This is a genomic window from Pseudomonas palmensis (assembly GCF_017848315.1).
Lineage (GTDB): Bacteria > Pseudomonadota > Gammaproteobacteria > Pseudomonadales > Pseudomonadaceae > Aquipseudomonas > Aquipseudomonas palmensis.
Map to the genome: position 1 here is coordinate 16791 of NZ_JAFKEC010000061.1, position 19141 is coordinate 35931.

General features: G+C 67.0%; 20 protein-coding genes. 17 read left to right on the plus strand and 3 right to left on the minus strand.

Going from position 1 to position 19141, the window contains the following annotated elements; all coding sequences use genetic code 11:
* The first annotated feature begins 61 nt into the window (after positions 1–61).
* The 11 genes from JZZ72_RS23485 to JZZ72_RS23535 all read left to right on the plus strand — a co-directional run bounded on the left by JZZ72_RS23485 (position 62) and on the right by JZZ72_RS23535 (position 10562).
* Complete coding sequence (locus tag JZZ72_RS23485; protein ID WP_100632951.1) at positions 62–751, plus strand: WbqC family protein; 690 nt, start codon at positions 62–64, stop codon at positions 749–751.
* Entirely contained in the window at positions 748–1632 is an 885-nt protein-coding gene (locus JZZ72_RS23490) for an NAD-dependent epimerase/dehydratase family protein (protein ID WP_157811418.1), read from the plus strand. The genes JZZ72_RS23485 and JZZ72_RS23490 overlap by 4 nt, the downstream gene beginning before the upstream one ends.
* A complete protein-coding gene (locus JZZ72_RS23495; RefSeq protein WP_054915926.1) occupies positions 1629–2606 on the plus strand; it encodes an ATP-grasp domain-containing protein in 978 nt (325 codons plus the stop codon). Before JZZ72_RS23490 ends, JZZ72_RS23495 begins: the two co-directional genes overlap by 4 nt.
* Complete coding sequence (locus JZZ72_RS23500; RefSeq protein ID WP_043861653.1) at positions 2587–3264, plus strand: metallophosphoesterase family protein; 678 nt, start codon at positions 2587–2589, stop codon at positions 3262–3264. Before JZZ72_RS23495 ends, JZZ72_RS23500 begins: the two co-directional genes overlap by 20 nt.
* A 124-nt stretch (positions 3265–3388) precedes the next feature.
* On the plus strand, positions 3389–4471 hold the full coding sequence (gene rfbB / locus JZZ72_RS23505; RefSeq protein WP_043861652.1) for a dTDP-glucose 4,6-dehydratase: 1083 nt from the start codon (positions 3389–3391) through the stop codon (positions 4469–4471).
* Positions 4468–5349: a glucose-1-phosphate thymidylyltransferase RfbA gene (gene rfbA, locus JZZ72_RS23510; protein ID WP_054915924.1), complete on the plus strand. Its 882-nt coding sequence runs from the start codon at positions 4468–4470 to the stop codon at positions 5347–5349. The genes rfbB and rfbA overlap by 4 nt, the downstream gene beginning before the upstream one ends.
* A complete protein-coding gene (gene rfbC / locus JZZ72_RS23515) occupies positions 5340–5885 on the plus strand; it encodes a dTDP-4-dehydrorhamnose 3,5-epimerase (protein WP_210015239.1) in 546 nt (181 codons plus the stop codon). Before rfbA ends, rfbC begins: the two co-directional genes overlap by 10 nt.
* Positions 5882–6742, plus strand: a complete 861-nt coding sequence (gene rfbD, locus JZZ72_RS23520; RefSeq protein ID WP_054915923.1) for a dTDP-4-dehydrorhamnose reductase — start codon at positions 5882–5884, stop codon at positions 6740–6742. The genes rfbC and rfbD overlap by 4 nt, the downstream gene beginning before the upstream one ends.
* Before the next feature lie 144 nt (positions 6743–6886).
* Entirely contained in the window at positions 6887–8701 is a 1815-nt protein-coding gene (locus JZZ72_RS23525; RefSeq protein WP_081315192.1) for a sensor histidine kinase, read from the plus strand.
* Positions 8698–10110, plus strand: coding sequence for a sigma-54-dependent transcriptional regulator (locus JZZ72_RS23530; protein ID WP_043861648.1), 1413 nt, complete (start codon positions 8698–8700; stop codon positions 10108–10110). Before JZZ72_RS23525 ends, JZZ72_RS23530 begins: the two co-directional genes overlap by 4 nt.
* Positions 10110–10562, plus strand: coding sequence for a YiiD C-terminal domain-containing protein (locus JZZ72_RS23535; protein WP_043861647.1), 453 nt, complete (start codon positions 10110–10112; stop codon positions 10560–10562). Before JZZ72_RS23530 ends, JZZ72_RS23535 begins: the two co-directional genes overlap by 1 nt.
* On the opposite strand, the gene cysQ is transcribed toward JZZ72_RS23535, so the two are convergent.
* Together cysQ and nudE are read right to left on the minus strand one after the other, a co-directional pair.
* Entirely contained in the window at positions 10551–11378 is an 828-nt protein-coding gene (gene cysQ / locus JZZ72_RS23540) for a 3'(2'),5'-bisphosphate nucleotidase CysQ (protein ID WP_210015240.1), read from the minus strand. The two genes, JZZ72_RS23535 and cysQ, sit on opposite strands and share 12 nt — an antisense overlap.
* Positions 11375–11941 (minus strand): ADP compounds hydrolase NudE, encoded by a 567-nt coding sequence (gene nudE / locus JZZ72_RS23545; protein WP_043861645.1) that lies wholly within the window; start codon positions 11939–11941, stop codon positions 11375–11377. Before nudE ends, cysQ begins: the two co-directional genes overlap by 4 nt.
* Positions 11942–12014: 73 nt before the next feature.
* Between nudE and yrfG the strand changes: the two genes are divergently transcribed.
* A complete protein-coding gene (gene yrfG, locus JZZ72_RS23550; RefSeq protein WP_043861644.1) occupies positions 12015–12677 on the plus strand; it encodes a GMP/IMP nucleotidase in 663 nt (220 codons plus the stop codon).
* Positions 12678–12760: 83 nt separating this feature from the next.
* Here the strand turns inward: yrfG and lysM are convergent, their stop codons facing one another.
* Positions 12761–13201 (minus strand): peptidoglycan-binding protein LysM, encoded by a 441-nt coding sequence (lysM, locus tag JZZ72_RS23555; protein WP_058541679.1) that lies wholly within the window; start codon positions 13199–13201, stop codon positions 12761–12763.
* Between the two features lie 84 nt (positions 13202–13285).
* Here lysM and JZZ72_RS23560 point away from each other — a divergent pair, with 84 nt between their 5' ends.
* From JZZ72_RS23560 to JZZ72_RS28150, 5 genes are all read left to right on the plus strand, one after another.
* The gene (locus tag JZZ72_RS23560; protein ID WP_210015241.1) at positions 13286–14173 is read left to right on the plus strand and encodes a LysR family transcriptional regulator; all 888 of its coding nucleotides are present in this window, start codon (positions 13286–13288) and stop codon (positions 14171–14173) included.
* 94 nt (positions 14174–14267) lie between these two features.
* Positions 14268–15104, plus strand: coding sequence for a formate dehydrogenase accessory sulfurtransferase FdhD (gene fdhD / locus JZZ72_RS23565; protein ID WP_054915920.1), 837 nt, complete (start codon positions 14268–14270; stop codon positions 15102–15104).
* Positions 15101–17437, plus strand: coding sequence for an FdhF/YdeP family oxidoreductase (locus JZZ72_RS23570; RefSeq protein ID WP_123753352.1), 2337 nt, complete (start codon positions 15101–15103; stop codon positions 17435–17437). Before fdhD ends, JZZ72_RS23570 begins: the two co-directional genes overlap by 4 nt.
* Positions 17438–17741: 304 nt before the next feature.
* Positions 17742–18221 carry a glycine zipper domain-containing protein gene (locus JZZ72_RS23575; RefSeq protein WP_043861639.1) on the plus strand — a complete coding sequence of 160 codons (480 nt, stop codon included), beginning with the start codon at positions 17742–17744 and terminating at the stop codon, positions 18219–18221.
* A 331-nt stretch (positions 18222–18552) separates the two neighbouring features.
* On the plus strand, positions 18553–19141 hold a 589-nt coding region (locus JZZ72_RS28150), incomplete at its 3' end, for a methyl-accepting chemotaxis protein (RefSeq protein WP_328825184.1).

Sequence of the window (19141 nt, forward strand, 5' to 3'; positions counted from 1 at the left end):
GAAAGAATTGAACGTATTCTGACCCGCCGTCGATTTCGCCCTCCAACCCCGGGACAGACGCTTGAAGCAGGTTGCCATCCTCCAATCCAACTACATTCCCTGGAAGGGGTACTTCGACCTGATTGCGGCCGTGGACGAGTTCATCGTCTACGACGACATGCAGTACACCAAGAACGACTGGCGCAACCGCAACCGCATCAAGACCCCCAACGGCCTGGAGTGGCTGACCATCCCGACCGGGCAGAACATCAACCGGCGCATCCGCGACGTCGAGCTGGCCCCGGGCAACTGGCAGGCCAAGCACTGGAAGAGCCTGGTGGCCAACTACGCCAAGGCGCCTTGCTGGCACGAAGTGGCCGCATGGCTGCAACCGCTGTACCTGGACCGCCAGCACCGCAACCTGAGCGAGCTCAACGTGCTGCTGATACAGGCCGTGTGCGACTACCTGGGCATCACCACGCGCATCACCCGCTCGTGGGACTACACCCTGGGCGAAGGCAAGACCGAACGTCTGGTCGATCTGTGCCAGCAGGCCGGAGCCACGCACTATGTGTCCGGGCCGGCAGCCAGGGACTACCTTGATGAACGCCAGTTCGCCGACAGCGCCATCGAGCTCAGCTGGTTCGACTATGACGGCTATCCCACCTATCCACAGCAATGGGGCGAATTCAGTCACGCGGTCAGCATTCTCGACCTGCTGTTCAACTGCGGGCCCCGCGCCGCGCACTACATGAGGTATGCCCCACGATGACCCGCGACACTTCCACCCCACGTCCACCTCTCGGCAGCCTGGTCATCGGCAGCACCTCCGTGATCGGCCAGGCCATCGCCCACGGCCTGGCGCAACTGGGCCCGGTGCAGACCGCAGGGCGGCGTGATGCCGACGTGTTCTTCGACCTGAGCCAGCCCGACCGCGTACCAGCCAGCGTGCCGCCGTTCGACGTGGTGGTACTGGCCGCCGCCGACTTTGGCGGCCCCGGCATCGACGACCTGATCCGCGCCGAGCAGGTCAACGCGGTCGGCACGCTGGCCGCCTGCCAACTGGCACAACGCAGCGGGGCCAGGCACCTGATACTGATTTCGTCGGTGTTTGCCAGCCACGTCCCGGGCGACCCTCACTACAGCATCTACTCGCTATCCAAACGCCACTCCGAGGAGCTCGCCAGCCTGTTCTGCAGCGCGCACGGCATCGCCCTGACCATCCTGCGCCCCAGCCAGGTGTATGACGCCGCCGGTGCCTGCCGCACCCATCAGCCGCTGCTGTATGCCTTCGCCGACCAGGCCCAGGCCGGTAACGACATCAGCCTGTTCGGCAACAACGACGCGCGGCGCAACTACCTGCACCTGGACGACCTGGTGCAGATCTGCACCCGTGTGGCCGCCACCACGACCACCGGGCTGTTCAACTGCGTCCACCCCGACAGCCCTGCACTGAGCGAAATCGCCCAGGCCGCGTTGTCCGCCTTCGGCCAGCAGGGCCAGGTGCGCTTTCTGCGCGACAAGCCGGATGTGCCCGACCTGCCAGCGCAGCTGCTCGACCCGGCGTTGCACGCCGCCATCGACTTCATGCCACAGGTGAATATCCATATGGGTTTCGAAATGATCCGACAGCACCGGGAGCGCACGGCATGAGCACGGTCATGGTTACCGGCGTGGGCGCCATCATGGGCTACGGCCTGCTCAAGTCGTTGCGTGCCAGCGACCCGGCCGTGGTGCTGGTAGGCACCGATATCTACGACGATGCTGCCGGCAGGGCCTGGTGCGACGCCTTCGCGCAGGCGCCCCTGACCGCCAGCGCCGACTACCCGGCGTGGCTCGAACGGGTGGTCAGGCAGCACGCGGTCGACCTGGTGATACCTGGCATCGAGCAGGACCTGCACTGGTTCTCGGACCACCGTGAACAGGTGGCGCAACTGGGCTGTGGCGTGGTGCTCAACAGCCGAGCGCTGATCGATCTGTCCCGCGACAAGTGGGCAATGGACCAGGCGCTGGCCGCCGCCGACGAGCCGGCGCGAATCCCCAGCTACCTGTCGGGCAGTTTCGCCGAGCTGGTCCGGACCCTGGGCCTGCCCTTCCTGCTCAAGCCTCGTCGCAGTTATGCCTCCAAGGGCCTGGTGTGGGTACAAAGCGCCAGCGACTTCGAACCCCATGCGCACCTGCTGGGCGAGGTGCTGATGGCCCAACCGATCATCGGCAGCGCCGAGCAGGAGTTCACCGTGGCGGTGTTCGGCGATGGCGAAGGCGGCAGCTTCGGGTCGATCACCCTGCAGCGCAAGCTGGCCGCCGACGGTTCAACCGCCAAGGCCTGGGTGCGCCAGGAGGCCTCGCTGGATGAAGTGGTGGCGCGCCTGTGTGCACACTTCAGGCCCGTGGGCCCGACCAACCTGCAGTTTCGCCGCGACGCCGACGGCAGCTGGAAACTGCTGGAGATCAACCCGCGTATCTCCTCCACCAGCTCCATGCGCCGGGCCTTCGGCTACAACGAGGCGGCCATGTGCCTGGACTTCTTCCTGAACCGCAAGGCGCCCCCTACCCCCGAGATCCGACCGGGGTTCGCGGTGCGCTACATCGAGGAGCTCGTGGTCCATGATCGGGATCATTTCTGATATCCACGGCAACTTCGTCGCACTCTCGGCGGTGCTCGACGAGCTGGAGCGCCTGGGCGTGTCGCAGATCATCTGCCTGGGCGACACGGCCGGGTACTACTGCCAGATCAACGAGTGCTGCGACGCGCTGCGCGAACGCGGCATCTTCAGCCTGATGGGCAACCACGACTGGTACCTGTCGAGCAACACGCCCTGCCCACGCTCCAACAGTGCCAACGCCTGCCTGGATTACCAGAAGGGCATCCTCACGGCCGCCAACGCGGCATGGCTCGCGGCATTGCCCGCACGCGGCCGGCAACACGGCATCGAGCTGGTGCACGGCGGCTGGAACGACCCCATCGAAGAGTACCTGCGCCCCTCGCAGGCGTATTTCGAGGCGCTGCCCGGCACGCACTTCGCCTCGGGCCACACCCATGTGCAGATGCTCTGGCAGGGTCGCGGCAAGGTCTACTGCAACCCCGGATCGGTCGGCCAGCCACGCGACGGCGACCCGCGTGCGGCCTTCGCCACCTGGCACGCCGGCCAGTTCACCCTGCACCGTGTGGCCTACGACATCCCGCGCATGCAGCAGGCGATGAGCGACGCCGGGTTCACCGCGTACTTTTCCGACAACCTGCCCCTCGGCGCGCAGATCGGCGGCAGGATCAGCCACTATTAACTACGCGGGCATCCGGCCGATAGCCTGACGTCGGCCAGCGCTGCGTTGCCCTTGCACCGGCCGGCGCCTGGCGACAAGCTACGAGCCACCTGAACACCACCCGCTGCACCAAAGGCCATTCGACATGCGCATACTCATCACCGGCGGTGCCGGCTTCATCGGTTCGGCGCTGGTCCGCCACCTGATCGAGCACACCGACCACCACGTGCTCAACCTGGACAAGCTGACCTACGCCGGCAACCTGGAGTCGCTGCACAGCATCGCCAGCAACACCCGCTACGAGTTCGTGCAGGCCGATATCGTCGACCAGGCCACGGTGAGCGCGGTGCTGGAGCGCTTCCGGCCCCAGGCGATCATGCACCTGGCAGCCGAGTCGCATGTCGACCGCTCCATCGACGGGCCGGCGGCGTTCATCCAGACCAACATCGTCGGCACCTACAGCCTGCTCGAAGCCACCCGCGCCTACTGGGGCACGCTGCCGGCCGCCGAGCGCGAGGCGTTTCGCTTCCATCACGTGTCCACCGACGAGGTATATGGCGACCTGCATGGGGTCGACGACCTGTTCACCGAAACCACCCCCTACGCACCCAGTTCGCCCTACTCGGCGAGCAAGGCCGCGTCCGACCACCTGGTGCGCGCCTGGCAGCGCACCTACGGGCTGCCGGTGCTGCTGACCAACTGCTCGAACAACTACGGGCCGTACCACTTCCCGGAAAAACTCATCCCGCTGGTGATCCTCAACGCCCTGGCGGGCAAGCCGCTGCCGGTGTACGGCAACGGCCAGCAGGTGCGCGACTGGCTGTTCGTCGAGGACCATGCCCGCGCCCTGCTCAAGGTGGTCACCGCAGGTGAGGTGGGCCAGACCTACAACATCGGCGGGCACAACGAGCAGACCAACCTCGAGGTGGTGCACGCCATCTGCGCTCTGCTCGAAGAGCTGGCCCCCGCACACCCGGCGGGCGTGGCGCGCTATGCCGACCTGATCACCTTCGTGCAGGACCGCCCCGGCCACGACCTGCGCTACGCCATCGACGCCGGCAAGATCGAGCGCGAGCTGGGCTGGCGCCCTGAAGAAACCTTCGCCACCGGCCTGCGCAAGACCGTGCAGTGGTACCTGGACAACCTGGAGTGGTGCCGCCATGTGCAGGACGGCAGCTACCAGGGCCAGCGCCTGGGCAACAGCGATTTCAAGGACCTGATTGCATGACCAAAGGCATCGTACTGGCAGGCGGCTCCGGCACGCGCCTGCACCCCATCACCCTGGGCATTTCCAAACAGCTGCTGCCGGTATACGACAAGCCGATGATCTACTACCCGATCTCGGTGCTGATGCTGGCCGGCATCCGCGAGATCCTGATCATCTCCACCCCTCACGACCTGCCACACTTTCGCCAGCTGCTGGGCGACGGCAGCCAGTTCGGGGTGCACTTCGAGTATGCCGAGCAGCCCTCGCCCGACGGCCTGGCCCAGGCGTTCCTGATCGGCGAATCGTTCATCGGTGACGACTCGGTGTGCCTGATCCTGGGCGACAACGTGTTCCACGGCCAGCGTTTCACCGAGCAACTGCTGCGCGCCGCCGCCCACTCCAGCGGCGCAACGGTGTTCGGCTACTGGGTCAAGGACCCGGAGCGTTTCGGCGTGATCGAGTTCGACGCGGCAGGCAACGCCCTGTCGATCGAAGAAAAGCCCGCGCAGCCCAGGTCCAGCTACGCGGTCACCGGCCTGTACTTCTACGACAACGACGTGGTGCGCATCGCCCGCGACATCAAGCCTTCGCCGCGTGGGGAGCTTGAGATCACCGATGTCAACAATGCCTACCTGCGCCGTGGCGACCTGCGCGTGGAGCGCTTCGGGCGCGGCTTCGCCTGGCTCGACACCGGCACCCACGACAGCCTGCTGGAGGCCTCGCAGTACGTGCAGACCATCGAGCATCGCCAGGGCCTGAAGGTCGCCTGCCTTGAAGAGATCGCCTTCCAGCAGGGCTGGATCTGCCAGGAGCGTCTGCTGGAACGGGCCAAGGCCTTCGGCAAGACCGGCTACGGCCAGTACCTGTACGGCCTGACCGGAGACCAGCAATGGAAGTGATCGCCACCGCGCTACCGGACGTGCTGATCCTCGAGCCCAGGGTGTTCGGCGATGACCGCGGGTTCTTCTACGAGAGCTTCAACGCCCAGGCCTTCAGGGCCGCAACCGGCATCGATGCACAGTTCGTGCAGGACAATCATTCACGCTCGCTGCGCGGCGTGCTGCGCGGCCTGCACTATCAGGTGCACAACCCCCAGGGCAAGCTGGTGCGCGTGCCCCAGGGCGAGGTGCTGGACGTGGCGGTGGATATCCGCCGCAGCTCGCCGACCTTCGGGCAATGGGTGGCGGTACACCTGTCGGCCGCCAACCACCGGCAGGTGTGGATCCCCCAGGGGTTTGCCCACGGTTTCCGGGTGCTCAGCGACAGCGCCGAGTTCCTGTACAAGACCACCGACTACTACAACCCGAGCGCCGAGCGCTGCATTCGCTGGGACGACCCGCAGTTGGCCATCGACTGGCAACTGGACGCACCGCCGCAGCTGTCGGCCAAGGATCAGTTCGGCCAGTTGCTCAAGGACGCCGACCTGTTCCCATGAAAATCCTCATCACCGGGCGCAATGGCCAGCTCGCCCAGGCCCTGCAGCAGCGCCTGGCCGGGTTGGGCCAGGTGCATGTACTGGGCCGCGAACAGCTTGACCTGGCCGAGCCCGAACGCATCCGCCAGGTAGTACGCGAGCTGAGCCCCGACCTGCTGGTGAACGCCGCCGCCTATACCGCCGTCGACCAGGCCGAAAACGAACCTGCGCTGGCCTTCGCCATCAACGCCACTGCACCCGGCGTACTTGCCGAGGAGGCCGCACGGCTGGGCGTACCGCTGCTGCACTACTCCACCGACTACGTGTTCGACGGCAGCAAGGCCACGCCCTACACCGAAGACGACGCGCCCAACCCCCTGAGCGTGTACGGACGCAGCAAGCTGGCTGGCGAGCAGGCCATCCATGCCGTGGGCGGCGCGCACCTGACACTGCGCACCAGCTGGGTGTACTCGTTGCACGGGCGCAATTTTCTGCTGACCATGCAGCGTCTGCTGCAGGAAAAACCGCAGCTGCGCGTGGTCGCCGACCAGATCGGTGCACCGACCTGGGCCGGTAGCCTGGCCGCCAGCACCCTGGCGTTGATCCAGCGCTGGCAGGCCGGGCAGGCGGGTGCGTGGGGCACCTACCACATGACCGCGCAGGGCCAGACCTCCTGGTTCGGTTTCGCCCAGGCCATCGGCGAGCATCTGAAGGCTCAGGGCAGGCCCTGCGCGCAGCTGCTGCCGATCCCGTCCAGCGAATACCCGACCCCGGCGCAGCGCCCACTGAACTCGCGCCTGGACTGCAGCCGCCTGCGCCAGCAGTGGCAGGTGGAGCAGCCAGACTGGCGTCAAGCGCTGATCGAGTGCCTGAAGTAGCGCATAATGCGCCCAACGTTTCTGCGCCCTTTGCGACGCCATCGCGGGTCAAGCCCGCTCCCACGGGATAATCAATGACCTTGTGGGAGCGGGCTTGACCCGCGATGGGCTGCAACGCGGCCCCCCACCAAAGCCCGGTTTGCGATGACCATGACCCCGACCCTCCCCCGCCGTCCGCGCTGGCGCAGCCTGGCCCTCCTGGCGCTGTGCCTGGCGCCGCTGCTGTGGCCACTGCAACGCCTGGCCGAGCACTACTACCAGGAGGAACTGGCCAGCCAGAACCGCCAGACCCTGGACCTGTACGTGGCCAACCTGCTGGGCACCCTGCACCGCTACGAGACCCTGCCGCAGATCCTCGGTGACCTGCCGGCATTGCGCGCGGTGCTGGCCGACCCGATACGCCTCGAGACCCTGACCAACGCCAACCGCCTGCTCGACGACATCTGCGCGCAGACCGGCGCCGAGGTGATGTACCTGATGGACGTCAACGGCAACACCCTGGCGGCCTCCAACTGGAACAAGCACGACAACTTTGCCGGGCGCAACTTCTCGTTCCGCCCCTACTTCAGCGAAGCCATGCAGGGCCGGCTGGGGCGTTTCTTCGGCCAGGGCACCACCTCGGCCAAGCGCGGCTACTTCTTCGCCGCAGCAGTGCGCGACGGCGACCAGGTGATCGGCGTACTGGTGGCCAAGATCGACCTGGACCACACCGAAACCCTGTGGGGCAAGACCCCCGAGCAACTGCTGGTGACCGACCACAACGGCGTGGTGATCCTCACCTCGCGCCCCGACTGGCGCTTTCGCGCCACGCGCCCGCTCAGCGAGGCCGAGCGCGATGCGATCGTGGCGATCCAGCCCTACCCCACCACCACGCCCAAGCCCCTCAGGCTCAACCCCGATGCCTGGCTGACCCAGACCCAGGCCATCCCCGAGACCGGCTGGCAGGTCAGCATCCTGGCCCCGCGCACCCTGGTCGACCGCTCGGTGAGCACGGTGCTGTTCATCGGCGCCGCCACCCTGCTGGTGGTGATGCTGCTGCTCGGGCTGGTGATGCAGCGCCGGCGCAACTACATGGACCGCCTCGACTTCGAGGCCCGCGCCCGCCAGGAGCTGGAGCTGCGCGTGGCCGAACGCACCGCCGCCCTCGAAGGCCTCAACAGCCGCCTCAAGACCGAAGTGCTGGAGCGCGAGCAGGCCCAGCAGGAACTGGTACGCGCCCAGGACGAGCTGGTGCAGGCCGGCAAGCTGTCGGTGCTGGGCACCATGTCGGCAAGCATCAGCCATGAGCTCAACCAGCCGCTGGCGGCGATCCGCAGCTACGCCGAGAACGCCGAGATCCTGCTCGACCACCAGCGCACCGACGATGCGCGCAGCAACCTCAAGCTGATCAGCGAACTGACCGGGCGCATGGCCTCGATCATCGCCCACCTGCGCGCCTTCGCCCGGCGTGACCGGCATGCGCCGGAAAGCGTGGCGCTGCAGCCGGCACTGGACGACGCCCTGGCCCTGCTGGCCAAGCGGCGCCGGGCGATGGCGGTGGAGCTGGTGCGCGACCTGCCCGAGGCCACCCTGTGGGTGCAGGCCGGCGAAACCCGCCTGCGCCAGGTACTGGGCAACCTGCTGGCCAACGCCCTCGACGCGCTGACCGAAAAGGCCAACCCGCGCAAGCTCTGGCTAAGTGCCGAACGCCGCGAAGGCAGCGTCTACCTGACCATTCGCGACAACGGCCCGGGCTTCAGCAGCCAGGCCCTGCTGCGCGCACGCGAGCCGTTCTTCACCACCAAGACGCGCACCCAGGGCCTGGGCCTGGGCCTGGCGATCTGCGATACGCTGATCAACGCGCTGGGCGGTGAGCTGGTGCTGGCCAACCACCCGGAAGGCGGTGCGCTGCTGACCCTGCAACTGCGCGTGGCCACCCCCGGCGCCGCGCTTCAAACCTCGGAGGACTCCTCGGCATGACGACCGACACACTGATCGACAGCCGCACCCAGGTCGTCCTGGTCGATGACGACCCGCACCTGCGTCAGGCCCTGAGCCAGACCCTGGACCTCGCCGGCCTGCGCGTGCTGCCCCTGAGCGACGCCCAGGGCCTGGCCGCGCGCCTGGAAAGCGACTGGCCCGGGGTGGTGGTGAGCGATATCCGCATGCCCGGCATCGACGGCCTGCAACTGCTCGAACAACTGCATGCCCAGGACCCGGACCTGCCGGTGCTGCTGATCACTGGCCACGGCGACGTGCCGCTGGCGGTGCAGGCGATGCGCGCCGGGGCCTACGACTTTCTCGAAAAGCCCTTCGCCAGCGACGCCCTGCTCGACAGCGTGCGCCGCGGCCTGGCGCTGCGCCGCCTGGTGCTGGACAACCGCAGCCTGCGCCTGGCCCTGAGCGATCGCCAGCAACTGAGCACGCGCCTGGTGGGCCAGTCGACCCCGATGGCCCGGCTGCGCGAGCAGATCGGCGCGCTGGCCGGCACCCGCGCCGATGTACTGATACTGGGCGAGACCGGCGCCGGCAAGGAGGTGGTGGCGCGCGCGCTGCACGACCTGTCGAGCCGGCGCGACGGCCCGTTCGTGGCGATCAACGCCGGTGCCCTGGCCGAATCGGTGGTCGAGAGCGAGCTGTTCGGCCACGAGCCCGGGGCCTTTACCGGGGCGCAGAAGCGGCGCATCGGCAAGTTCGAATTCGCCAATGGCGGCACGCTGTTTCTCGATGAAATCGAGAGCATGAGCCTGGATGTACAGGTCAAGCTGCTGCGCCTGCTGCAGGAGCGGGTGGTCGAGCGCCTGGGCGGCAACCAGCTGATCCCGCTGGATATCCGCATCATCGCCGCCACCAAGGAAGACCTGCGCCAGGCCGCCGACCAGGGGCGTTTTCGCGCCGACCTGTATTACCGCCTAAACGTCGCGCCGCTGCGCATTCCCCCCCTGCGCGAGCGCGGCGACGATGTGCTGATGCTGTTCCAGCATTTTGCCGACGCCGCCAGCGAACGCCACGGCCTGCCCCCCCACGTGCTGCAACCGGCGCAACGTGCGACGCTGCTGCGCCATGCGTGGCCGGGCAACGTGCGCGAGCTGCAGAACGCCGCCGAGCGCTTCGCCCTGGGCCTGGAACTGGCCCTGGACGGCGACAGCCCTGGCCCGGTCGATCAGGCGCAGGCAGCGCCGGGCAGCGGCAACCTCAGCGACCAGGTCGAGCAGTTCGAACGCTCGCTGATCGCCGCCGAACTGACCCGCCCGCACAGCTCGATGCGCAGCCTGGCCGAAGCCCTCGGCGTGCCGCGCAAGACCCTGCACGACAAGCTGCGCAAACACGGCCTGAGCTTTGCCGACAGCAATGCCAGTGGCACCGACGACACCGAGGACAACCGCTGATGAACCCGAGCCATTACCTGCAGGACGTGCTGCACGCCGACATCCCGCTGACCCGCGAGATGGGCCTGCAGGTGCTCGACTGGCAGCACCAGCGGCTGCGCCTGCAATTGCCGCTGGCGGCCAACGTCAACCACAAGAGCACCATGTTCGGCGGCAGCCTGTATTGCGCGGCCGTGCTGGCAGGCTGGGGCTGGCTGCACCTGCGCCTGCGCGAGGCGGGCATCGGCGACGGGCATATCGTCATCCAGGAAGGCCAGATCAGCTACCCGCTGCCGGTCACCGGCGCCGGCGTGGCGGTGTGCGCGGCGCCCGAGGCCAAGGTCTGGGAGCGCTTCGTGGCCACCTACCAGCGCTACGGCCGCGCGCGCCTGACCCTGCACACCCAGGTGTTCAACGAAGGCAGTGAAACGCCCGCCGTGCAGTTCGGCGGGCAGTACGTGCTACACCGCTGAGGCGAGCCCGAGCAGGCTGGCGCGCCACGGCGCTGTGGCTGGCAGGGCAAGGAAGAAAGGATTGAGCAGGCTTTCGCGGGGTGGGTAGGCGAACGGCTGGCCGTCCAGGCCCAGCACTTCGCCGCCGGCGCCTTCGAGCACGCCCTGGGCGGCGGCGGTGTCCCACTGCGAGGTCGGCGCCAGGCGCGGGTAGCAGTCGGCGGCGCCTTCGGCGAGCAGACAGAACTTGAGCGAGCTGCCCACGGAGGTCAGCTCCAGCTCACCCACCGCCGCACTCAGGCCGGCCAGCAGGCGCTCCTGCTCGGGGCTGCTGTGGCGGCGGCTGGCGACCACGGTGAACGGGGTGCCGGCAGGCGGCGCCGCACGCACGCTGATCGGCGCTGCCGGCGCGTGCGGGTCTTCGTGCCAGGCGCCCAGGCCCTGGCCACCGTAGTAGCAACGCCCCGTGGTGGGCACCCCGACCACGCCGAATACCACCCGGCCCTGTTCGACCAGGGCGATGTTGACGGTGAACTCTTCGCTGCCGGCGATGAACTCCTTGGTGCCGTCCAGCGGGTCCACCAGCCACCAGCGCTGCCACTGTTGGCGCTCGGCCAGGCCGATGTCGCAGTCTTCCTCGGACAGCACCGGGATATGGGGCGCCAGCCGCTGCAGGCCGGCGGCGATCACGTCGTGGGCGGCGATATCGGCTGCGGTCACCGGCGAGGCATCGAGCTTGGTCTGCACGGCCACGTCCGCACGCCAGAAGGGCAGGATGGCAGCGCCCGCCTGTCGGGTCAGCTGCACCACCTGCTGCATCAGTTCGCGGTCGTTCATGCGCCGAACACGCCGCGCTGGGTCAGCAGGTCACGCACCAGGTACAGCGCCGCCAGCGCCCGCCCTTCGGAGAACTGCGGATGCTGGGCCAGGGCCGAGAGCTCGCGCAGGTTGACCTTGTCGACACGCATCGGCTCGGGCTCGTCGCCCTCCAGGCGCTCTTCGAACAGGTCGGTGGCCAGCACCACCTGGATCTTCTGGCTCATGTAGCCGGGCGACAGCGACAGCTCGGTCAGGTGTTCCAGCTGCCGGGCGCCGAAGCCGGCTTCTTCCTTGAGTTCACGGTTGGCCGCCGCCAGCACGTCTTCACCGGGCTCGATCAGGCCCTTGGGCAGCGACAGCTCGTATTCGTCAGTGCCGCCGCAGTATTCCTCCACCAGCACCGCGTGCTCGGCATCGAGCATCGCCACGATCATCACCGCGCCATAGCCGTTGCCGCGCCCGACCAGGCGTTCATAGGTACGTTCGGTGCCGTTGCTGAAGCGCAGCTCGACCGCTTCGACACGGAACAGGCGGCTGCTTGCAACAATTTCGCGGCTGAGGACAGTGGGTTTCTGGCGCATGAGGGGGCGGCTCCTTGGCGGTAACGGGGTACTATACCGTCCACCGAGTCTGGATCGAACGAGAATATTTCACATGCCCTCCCTGGCCTGGCACGACATCGATACCGTATTGCTGGATATGGACGGCACCCTGCTGGACCTGCACTACGACAACCACTTCTGGTTGGAGCACCTGCCCCAGCGCTACGCCGAGCTGCATGGCATCAGCCGTGCGATGGCCGAGCTGGAAATGCAGCCACTGTTCGAACGCCACGCCGGCTCGCTGAACTGGTACTGCCTGGATTTCTGGAGTGCCGAGCTGAAGCTGCCGGTGCGCGAGCTGAAACTGGAAACGGCCGACCTGATCGCGCTGCGCCCGGACGCCGACACCTTTCTGCAGGCGATCCGCCAGGCCGGCAAGCGGGTGATCCTGATCACCAATGCCCATCGCGATTCGTTGTCGTTGAAGCTGGAGCGGGTGGCGCTAGCGCCCTATTTCGAGCGGCTGATCAGCTCCCATGACTATGGCTTCCCCAAGGAAGACCAGCAATTCTGGAGCGCATTGCACGCGGATACCGGGTTCGACCCGGCACGCAGCCTGTTCATCGACGACACCCTGGCGATACTGCGCAGCGCGCGCGACTTTGGCGTGGCGCACCTGCTGGCAGTGCGCCAGCCGGACAGCCGCAAGGGGCCGCGGGATACGGCGGAGTTTGCGGCGCAGGAAGATTATCGGGACTTGTTGCAGGGGCTGTAGGCCGCTTCGCCGGCTCCTACACAAGGCACCTTACCTGTAGGAGCCGGCGTTGCCGGCGAAGACCGCACCACCAAGCTGGAGCCTTACTCCGGAATACGCAGCGTCTGCCCCGGGTAGATCTTGTCGGGATGGCTCAGCAACGGCTTGTTGGCCTCGAAGATCTTGTTGTACTGGTTGGCATTGCCATACACCGCCAACGAAATCGCACTCAGCGTGTCGCCCTTCTTCACCACCACGAAACGCGCCGCCGCCACGACCGGGCCGGTCACGGTGAGCTGGTCGTCCACCGACGCCACGCCGGCAATGTTGCCCAGCGCCAGCAGGATCTTCTCCTTCTCTTCCTGGCTGCCTACCTCGCCCTTGACCGTGACCTTGTCGCCGTCGACGGTGGTCTGGATGTTCGGGTTGCCCAGGCCGACCTTCTGCACGTGCTCCTTCAACTGGTCGTCAGCCTTGGCGTTGCCGGGGGTGAGCAGGTCGATCAGTTTTTCACCCGCTTCTTTCACGAAACTAAAAATGCTCATCCTGTGCTCCTTAGGTATCAATGACCGGAGCAGGCAGTCTAGGACAAGATAGAATGCTTCGCCTGCCAATGCCCCGGAACGACGATGGATATCAAACAACTCAAATTCCTCATCGCCCTGGATGAAACCCGCCACTTCGGCCAGGCCGCCGCGCGCTGCCACGTGACCCAGCCCACGCTGTCGATGCGCCTGCGCAACCTGGAGCGCGAACTGGGCCTGCCGCTGGTCAACCGCGGCCAGCGTTTCGAGGGCTTCACCGCCCAGGGCGAGCGCGTGCTGGCCTGGGCGCGCTCGGTACTCTCGGCCTACGACGGCCTGTACGCCGAGGCCGCCGCCTGTCGCGGGCACCTGGCCGGCACGCTGCGCCTGGGGGTGGTGCCGCTGTCGAGCTTCGACCCGCTGCCGCTGCTGCAGCGCCTGCACCGCCAGCACCCCGAGCTGCGTTTCGAGCTGAGCGCGTTGAGCTCCGAACAGATTCTCGACCAGCTGGCGAGCAACCGCCTGGACCTGGGCGTGTCGTACCTGGAGCGTCTCGACAGCGAGCGCTTCGAGGCCCTGCCCCTGGGCGACACACGCATGGGCCTGCTGTTCGACCCACGTCACTTCGCATTCGCCGAACAGCCGTTGGGCTGGGAGGCCGTGGCCGAGCTGCCGCTGGGCCTGCTGACCGCCGGCATGCACTTTCGCCAGTCCATCGACCACGCCTTCCACACCCGCGGCCTGGCCCCGCAGTTGCTGTTGCAGACCGACGCCGTTCATCAGCTGGTGCAAGCGGTGGAGGGTGGCCTGTGCTGCGCGGTGATGCCGCTGAACGCCGGGCTCGAAGCACTCACCGGGCACCTGCGCCTGCAACCGATAGACCAGGCCACCACGCTGGCGCCCCTGGGGCTGATCATGCGCCGCAGCGCGCCGCGCTCGGCCCTGGCCGAGGCCTGCATCGCCGAGTACCGCCTGTCGCTCGACCCGGCGTGATCGACGCGCTCTATCAATGCATCGGCAGTAGCGATTAGACGATACCCGAGTGCAGGCCTAGGCTTAAGGCTGACCTGCCTGCCGGTACCTGCCGATGACCATCAAACCCCCGGCCTGCGGGGCGTCCACACCCCTGGCCGCGCCCGCTGCCAGCAACCGCTACGACTACCGCCAGCTTGACGACAACAGCCAGGGTGGCGCCGACCTCGCCGAAGAGGTGGCCCTGGCGATCGCCTACAACGGCATCAGCCAGGCGGTGATGCTGGTGAGCCCTACCGATCTGCACGACTTCATCGTCGGTTTCAGCATCGGCAGCGGCATCATCGCCTCCCCCGACGACATCTATGACGTGAGCTTCACGGCCAGCGGCTCGGCCATCCATGCCGAGGTGCAGATAGCCAGCCGCGCCTTCTGGAACCTCAAGAACCAGCGCCGCCAACTGGCCGGCACCAGCGGCTGCGGCCTGTGTGGCGTCGAGGCGGTGGAGCAGGCGCTGCCCGATCTGCAGGTGCTACCCGGCGCGCCCCTGCCGCCGCCGCACTGGCTGGACGGCCTGCGCCAGCGCATCAGCGCCTTCCAGCCACTGGGCCAGCACTGCGGCGCGGTGCACGCGGCACTGTTCATGAACGATCAGGGCGAACTGCTGCTGGGCCGCGAAGACATCGGCCGGCACAACGCCCTGGACAAGCTGATCGGCGCCCTGGTGCGTCAGCACATCGCCCTCGACGGCGGCCTGGCGGTAGTCACCAGCCGCTGCAGCCTGGAGCTGATCCAGAAGGTGCTGCGCGCCGGCATCCAGACCCTGGTGAGCCTGTCTGCGCCCACCGGCCTGGCGCTGCAATGGGCGCGCCGCCACCAGCTCAACCTTATCCACCTGCCGCACCACAGTGCGCCAAGGGTCTACAGCCCGGCGCAGGAGAGTCGCCCGTGAGCCTGCATCATCAAGCCGACCAGAAGCCGGTCCCCCGCTACAAGCCCTACCACGGCGCCGCCGGCGGCTGGGGCGCGCTGCGCAGTGTGGCGCAGGCCTGGATCGGCAGCGACAACGCGCTGAAGAACATCCGCGCCCTGCTCAAGACCAACCAGAACGGCGGCTTCGACTGCCCGGGCTGCGCCTGGGGCGACTCGCCGGAAAGCGGCATGGTCAAGTTCTGCGAGAATGGCGCCAAGGCGGTGAACTGGGAGGCCACCAAGCGCCGGGTCGATGCGGCCTTCTTCGCCCGCCACAGCGTCACCTCGCTGCTGGGCCAGAGCGACTACTGGCTGGAGTACCAGGGCCGGCTCACCGAGCCGATGGTGTACAACCCCTCCAACGACCGTTACCAGCCGATCAGCTGGGACAACGCCTTCGCCCTGATCGCGCGCCACCTCAACGGCCTGACCAGCCCCGACCAGGCGGAGTTCTATACCTCGGGCCGGGCCAGCAACGAGGCGGCCTACCTCTACCAGCTGTTCGTGCGCGCCTACGGCACCAACAACTTCCCGGACTGCTCGAACATGTGCCACGAAGCCAGCGGCGTGGCCCTGGGCCAGAGCGTCGGGGTCGGCAAGGGTACGGTGACCTTCGACGATTTCGAGCACGCCGACGCGATCTTCGTTTGGGGCCAGAACCCCGGTACCAACCACCCGCGCATGCTTGAACCGCTGCGCGAAGCGGTCAAGCGCGGTGCCCAGGTGGTGTGCGTGAACCCGCTCAAGGAGCGCGGCCTGGAGCGCTTCCAGCACCCGCAGCACCCGCTGGAGATGCTCACCAACGGTGATCGTCCGACCAACACCGCCTATTTTCGCCCCGCCCTGGGCGGCGACATGGCGCTGCTGCGCGGCATGGCCAAGTTCCTCCTGCAGTGGGAGCGCGAGGCGCAGGCAACAGGTGCGCCAGCGGTGTTCGACCATGCCTTCATCGCCGAGCACACTGCGGCCGTGGAGGCCTACCTTGAAGTGGTCGAGGCCAGCAGCTGGGAGCAGATCGTGCAACAGTCGGGCCTGGGCCTGGCCGATATCGAGCAGGCCGCACGCATGTATGCGCGGGCCGAAAAAGTCATCATGTGCTGGGCCATGGGCATCACCCAACACCGTCACTCGGTGCCGACCATCCAGGAAATCGCCAACCTGATGCTGCTGCGCGGCAACCTTGGGGTGCCGGGGGCCGGGCTATGCCCCGTGCGCGGCCACAGCAACGTGCAGGGCGACCGTACCATGGGCATCAACGAACGACCGCCGGTGGCGCTGCTGGATGCACTGGAGCGCCGCTTCGGCTTTGCCGTGCCGCGCCACAACGGCCACAACACGGTGGAGGCGATTCGCGCCATGCTCGATGGCAAGGCGCGGGTGTTCATCGGGCTGGGCGGCAACTTCGCCCAGGCCACCCCCGACACCGAACGCACTGCACAGGCGCTGCGCAACTGCGAGCTGACGGTGCAGATCAGCACCAAGCTCAACCGCAGCCACCTGATCCACGGGCAGCAGGCGCTGATTCTGCCCTGCCTGGGACGCACCGATATCGACCTGCAGGGCGAAGGCCCGCAGGCAGTGACGGTGGAAGACTCGTTCAGCATGGTGCATGCCTCCAACGGCCAGCTCAAACCGCTGTCGCGCCAGATGCGCTCGGAGCCGGCGGTGATCGCCGGAATCGCTGCCGCCACCCTGGGCAGCAAACCGGTGGACTGGCACTGGCTGGTGGCCGACTATGGGCGCATTCGCGAACTGATCGCCGACACCATTCCAGGGTTCGAGGGGTTCAACCAGCGCCTGCAGCACCCCGGTGGCTTCTACCTGGGCAACAGCGCCGGCCAGCGCCAGTGGAAGACATCCAGCGGGCGGGCCAACTTCAAGGCCAATGCGTTGCCCGACGACCTGCTGCACGAGAGCGTGCGCGCCAGCGGCCAGGTGCCGGACCTGATCATGCAGTCGATGCGTTCCCACGATCAGTACAACACCACCATCTACGGGTTGGATGACCGTTACCGTGGGGTCAAGGGGCAGCGCGACGTGCTGTTCGCCAACGAGGCGGATATCATCCGGCTGGGTTTCAACCCCGGTGACAAGGCCGATATCGTGTCGTTGTGGGGCGATGGCCGCGAGCGCCGGGTCAAGGGCTTCACCTTGCTGGCGTTCGACATTCCGGCGGGGCAGGCGGCAGCCTACTACCCCGAGGTGAACCCGCTGGTGCCGCTGGAAAGCGTGGGCGATGGCAGCCATACGCCGACGTCGAAGTTCGTGGCGATCAGGATCGAGGCGGCCAGCGCCACGGCCAGGATCATCTAGGCCCCTTCGCCGGCAACGCCGGCTCCCACAGGGTCTTGCGGCGCATGCAGAACGCTGTGGGAGCTGGCTTGCCAGCGAAGAGGCCAGTTCGTTCAGCGCATAACTGCAGTCAAGAAAAAGGCCCTGGCATCACTGCCAGGGCCTTCGTCCCAAGTAAGCTCAGACCCGCAAAAACGCATTAAGTTTCACTGTAAAAACAGTAACTTATAAAATTGTATACACGTCGTGCCAATCGTCGGATTTGCGTTGCCAGCGCGTGTTGCAGAGCCTCAGGATCGCCTCGTCATCCCTTTGAGGCTCCCTTATGAAGTACTCCTCGATTCTGCTGTTGTCTCTCGGCCTGCTCAGTGGCGTTGCCTCGGCAGGTGGCTCCACCGAAGCCGGTATCGGCGGCGCATTGGGCGGGGTATTGGGTTCGGTGGTTGGCCAGTCGATCGGTGGCAGCACCGGTTCGGCCATCGGCGCCGGCCTGGGCGGTGCAGCCGGTAGCGCGGTAGGTGCCGACAAGCGCAGCCGCGGCGAGGCGGCCATCGGTGGCGCACTGGGTGCGGCCGGCGGCAACGTGGTGGGCCGCAGCGTGGGCGGCAACACCGGCAGCCTGATCGGCGCCGCAGCCGGCGGCGGTGCGGGCGGTGCACTGGGCAACTACATGGGCAACAAGAGCGACGACGAAGACCGCCGCTACAACAACCGCGGCCGCGGCTACGACGACCGCCGCCACTACCGCGATCGCGGCCACCACTACGGCCATCGCAAGCACGACAAACGCTGGCGTCACCGCTGAATTCCATCGACGCTGCCGGCCCCGCGCCGGCAGCGCCGCAGTTGTACCCTCAAACGTAGCAATCAAGCCATGTGCCATCACGCCATTGGCTTAAGCCATTCACCTAAGCCTTTCCCCGCCCCGCCCCCTGCGCGAAAACCTTCGAGCCTGTTGTTCGGCCAGCTTTCCAGCCTTTTATATTGACTGTCCGATCAACATCGGCAGGGGCCTGTTTGCGTCGGCTGTTTTGTGACTGACGGGTCGGCTTAAGGGGCGTCCCGATTTTGACGTCAAATAGCAATCGCTATGATCCGCCCCACCTTAAGCGACGCAGTGGGCGCACGGAATGCGGATGTACCTGGGAATATGGATCGGCACGGCCCTCGGCGCCTGCGGCCTGCTGCTCGACCTGCTGCCCCTGGGCCTGGCCGGGCTGTCGCTGGTACTGCTTGCCAGCACCTTGCTGCGCCCGCGCCCCGTGGCACAGGTGGCTGCGGTCAGCGACGCGCCCATCGTGCTCGAACAGCCGCCACTGCACACCCTGCTGCCGGTGGTGGCGCCCAGCTGGATCGACAGCCTCCAACAGAGCCGAACCCTGCTGGGCGACAACATCAGCCAGTTGCTCGAACGCTTCGGCGCCATCAACCAGCGCCTGGAACACAGCCTCAACGACGCCGACAACGTGCTGGCCAATGGCGGCGTGGGCGAGAACCTGCGCGAGGCCAACCAGCGCCTGCGCCGGGTCACCGAAAGCTTCGCCGCCAGCAGCCAGCGCCAGCATGAATTTCTGACCACCATTAATCATCTGGGCAGCTACGCCGGCCAGCTCCAGCAGATGGCCAAGCGCGTGCAGGAAGTTGCCAGCCAGACCAACCTGCTGGCGCTCAATGCCGCCATCGAGGCTGCCCGCGCCGGCGAGTTCGGCCGCGGCTTCTCGGTGG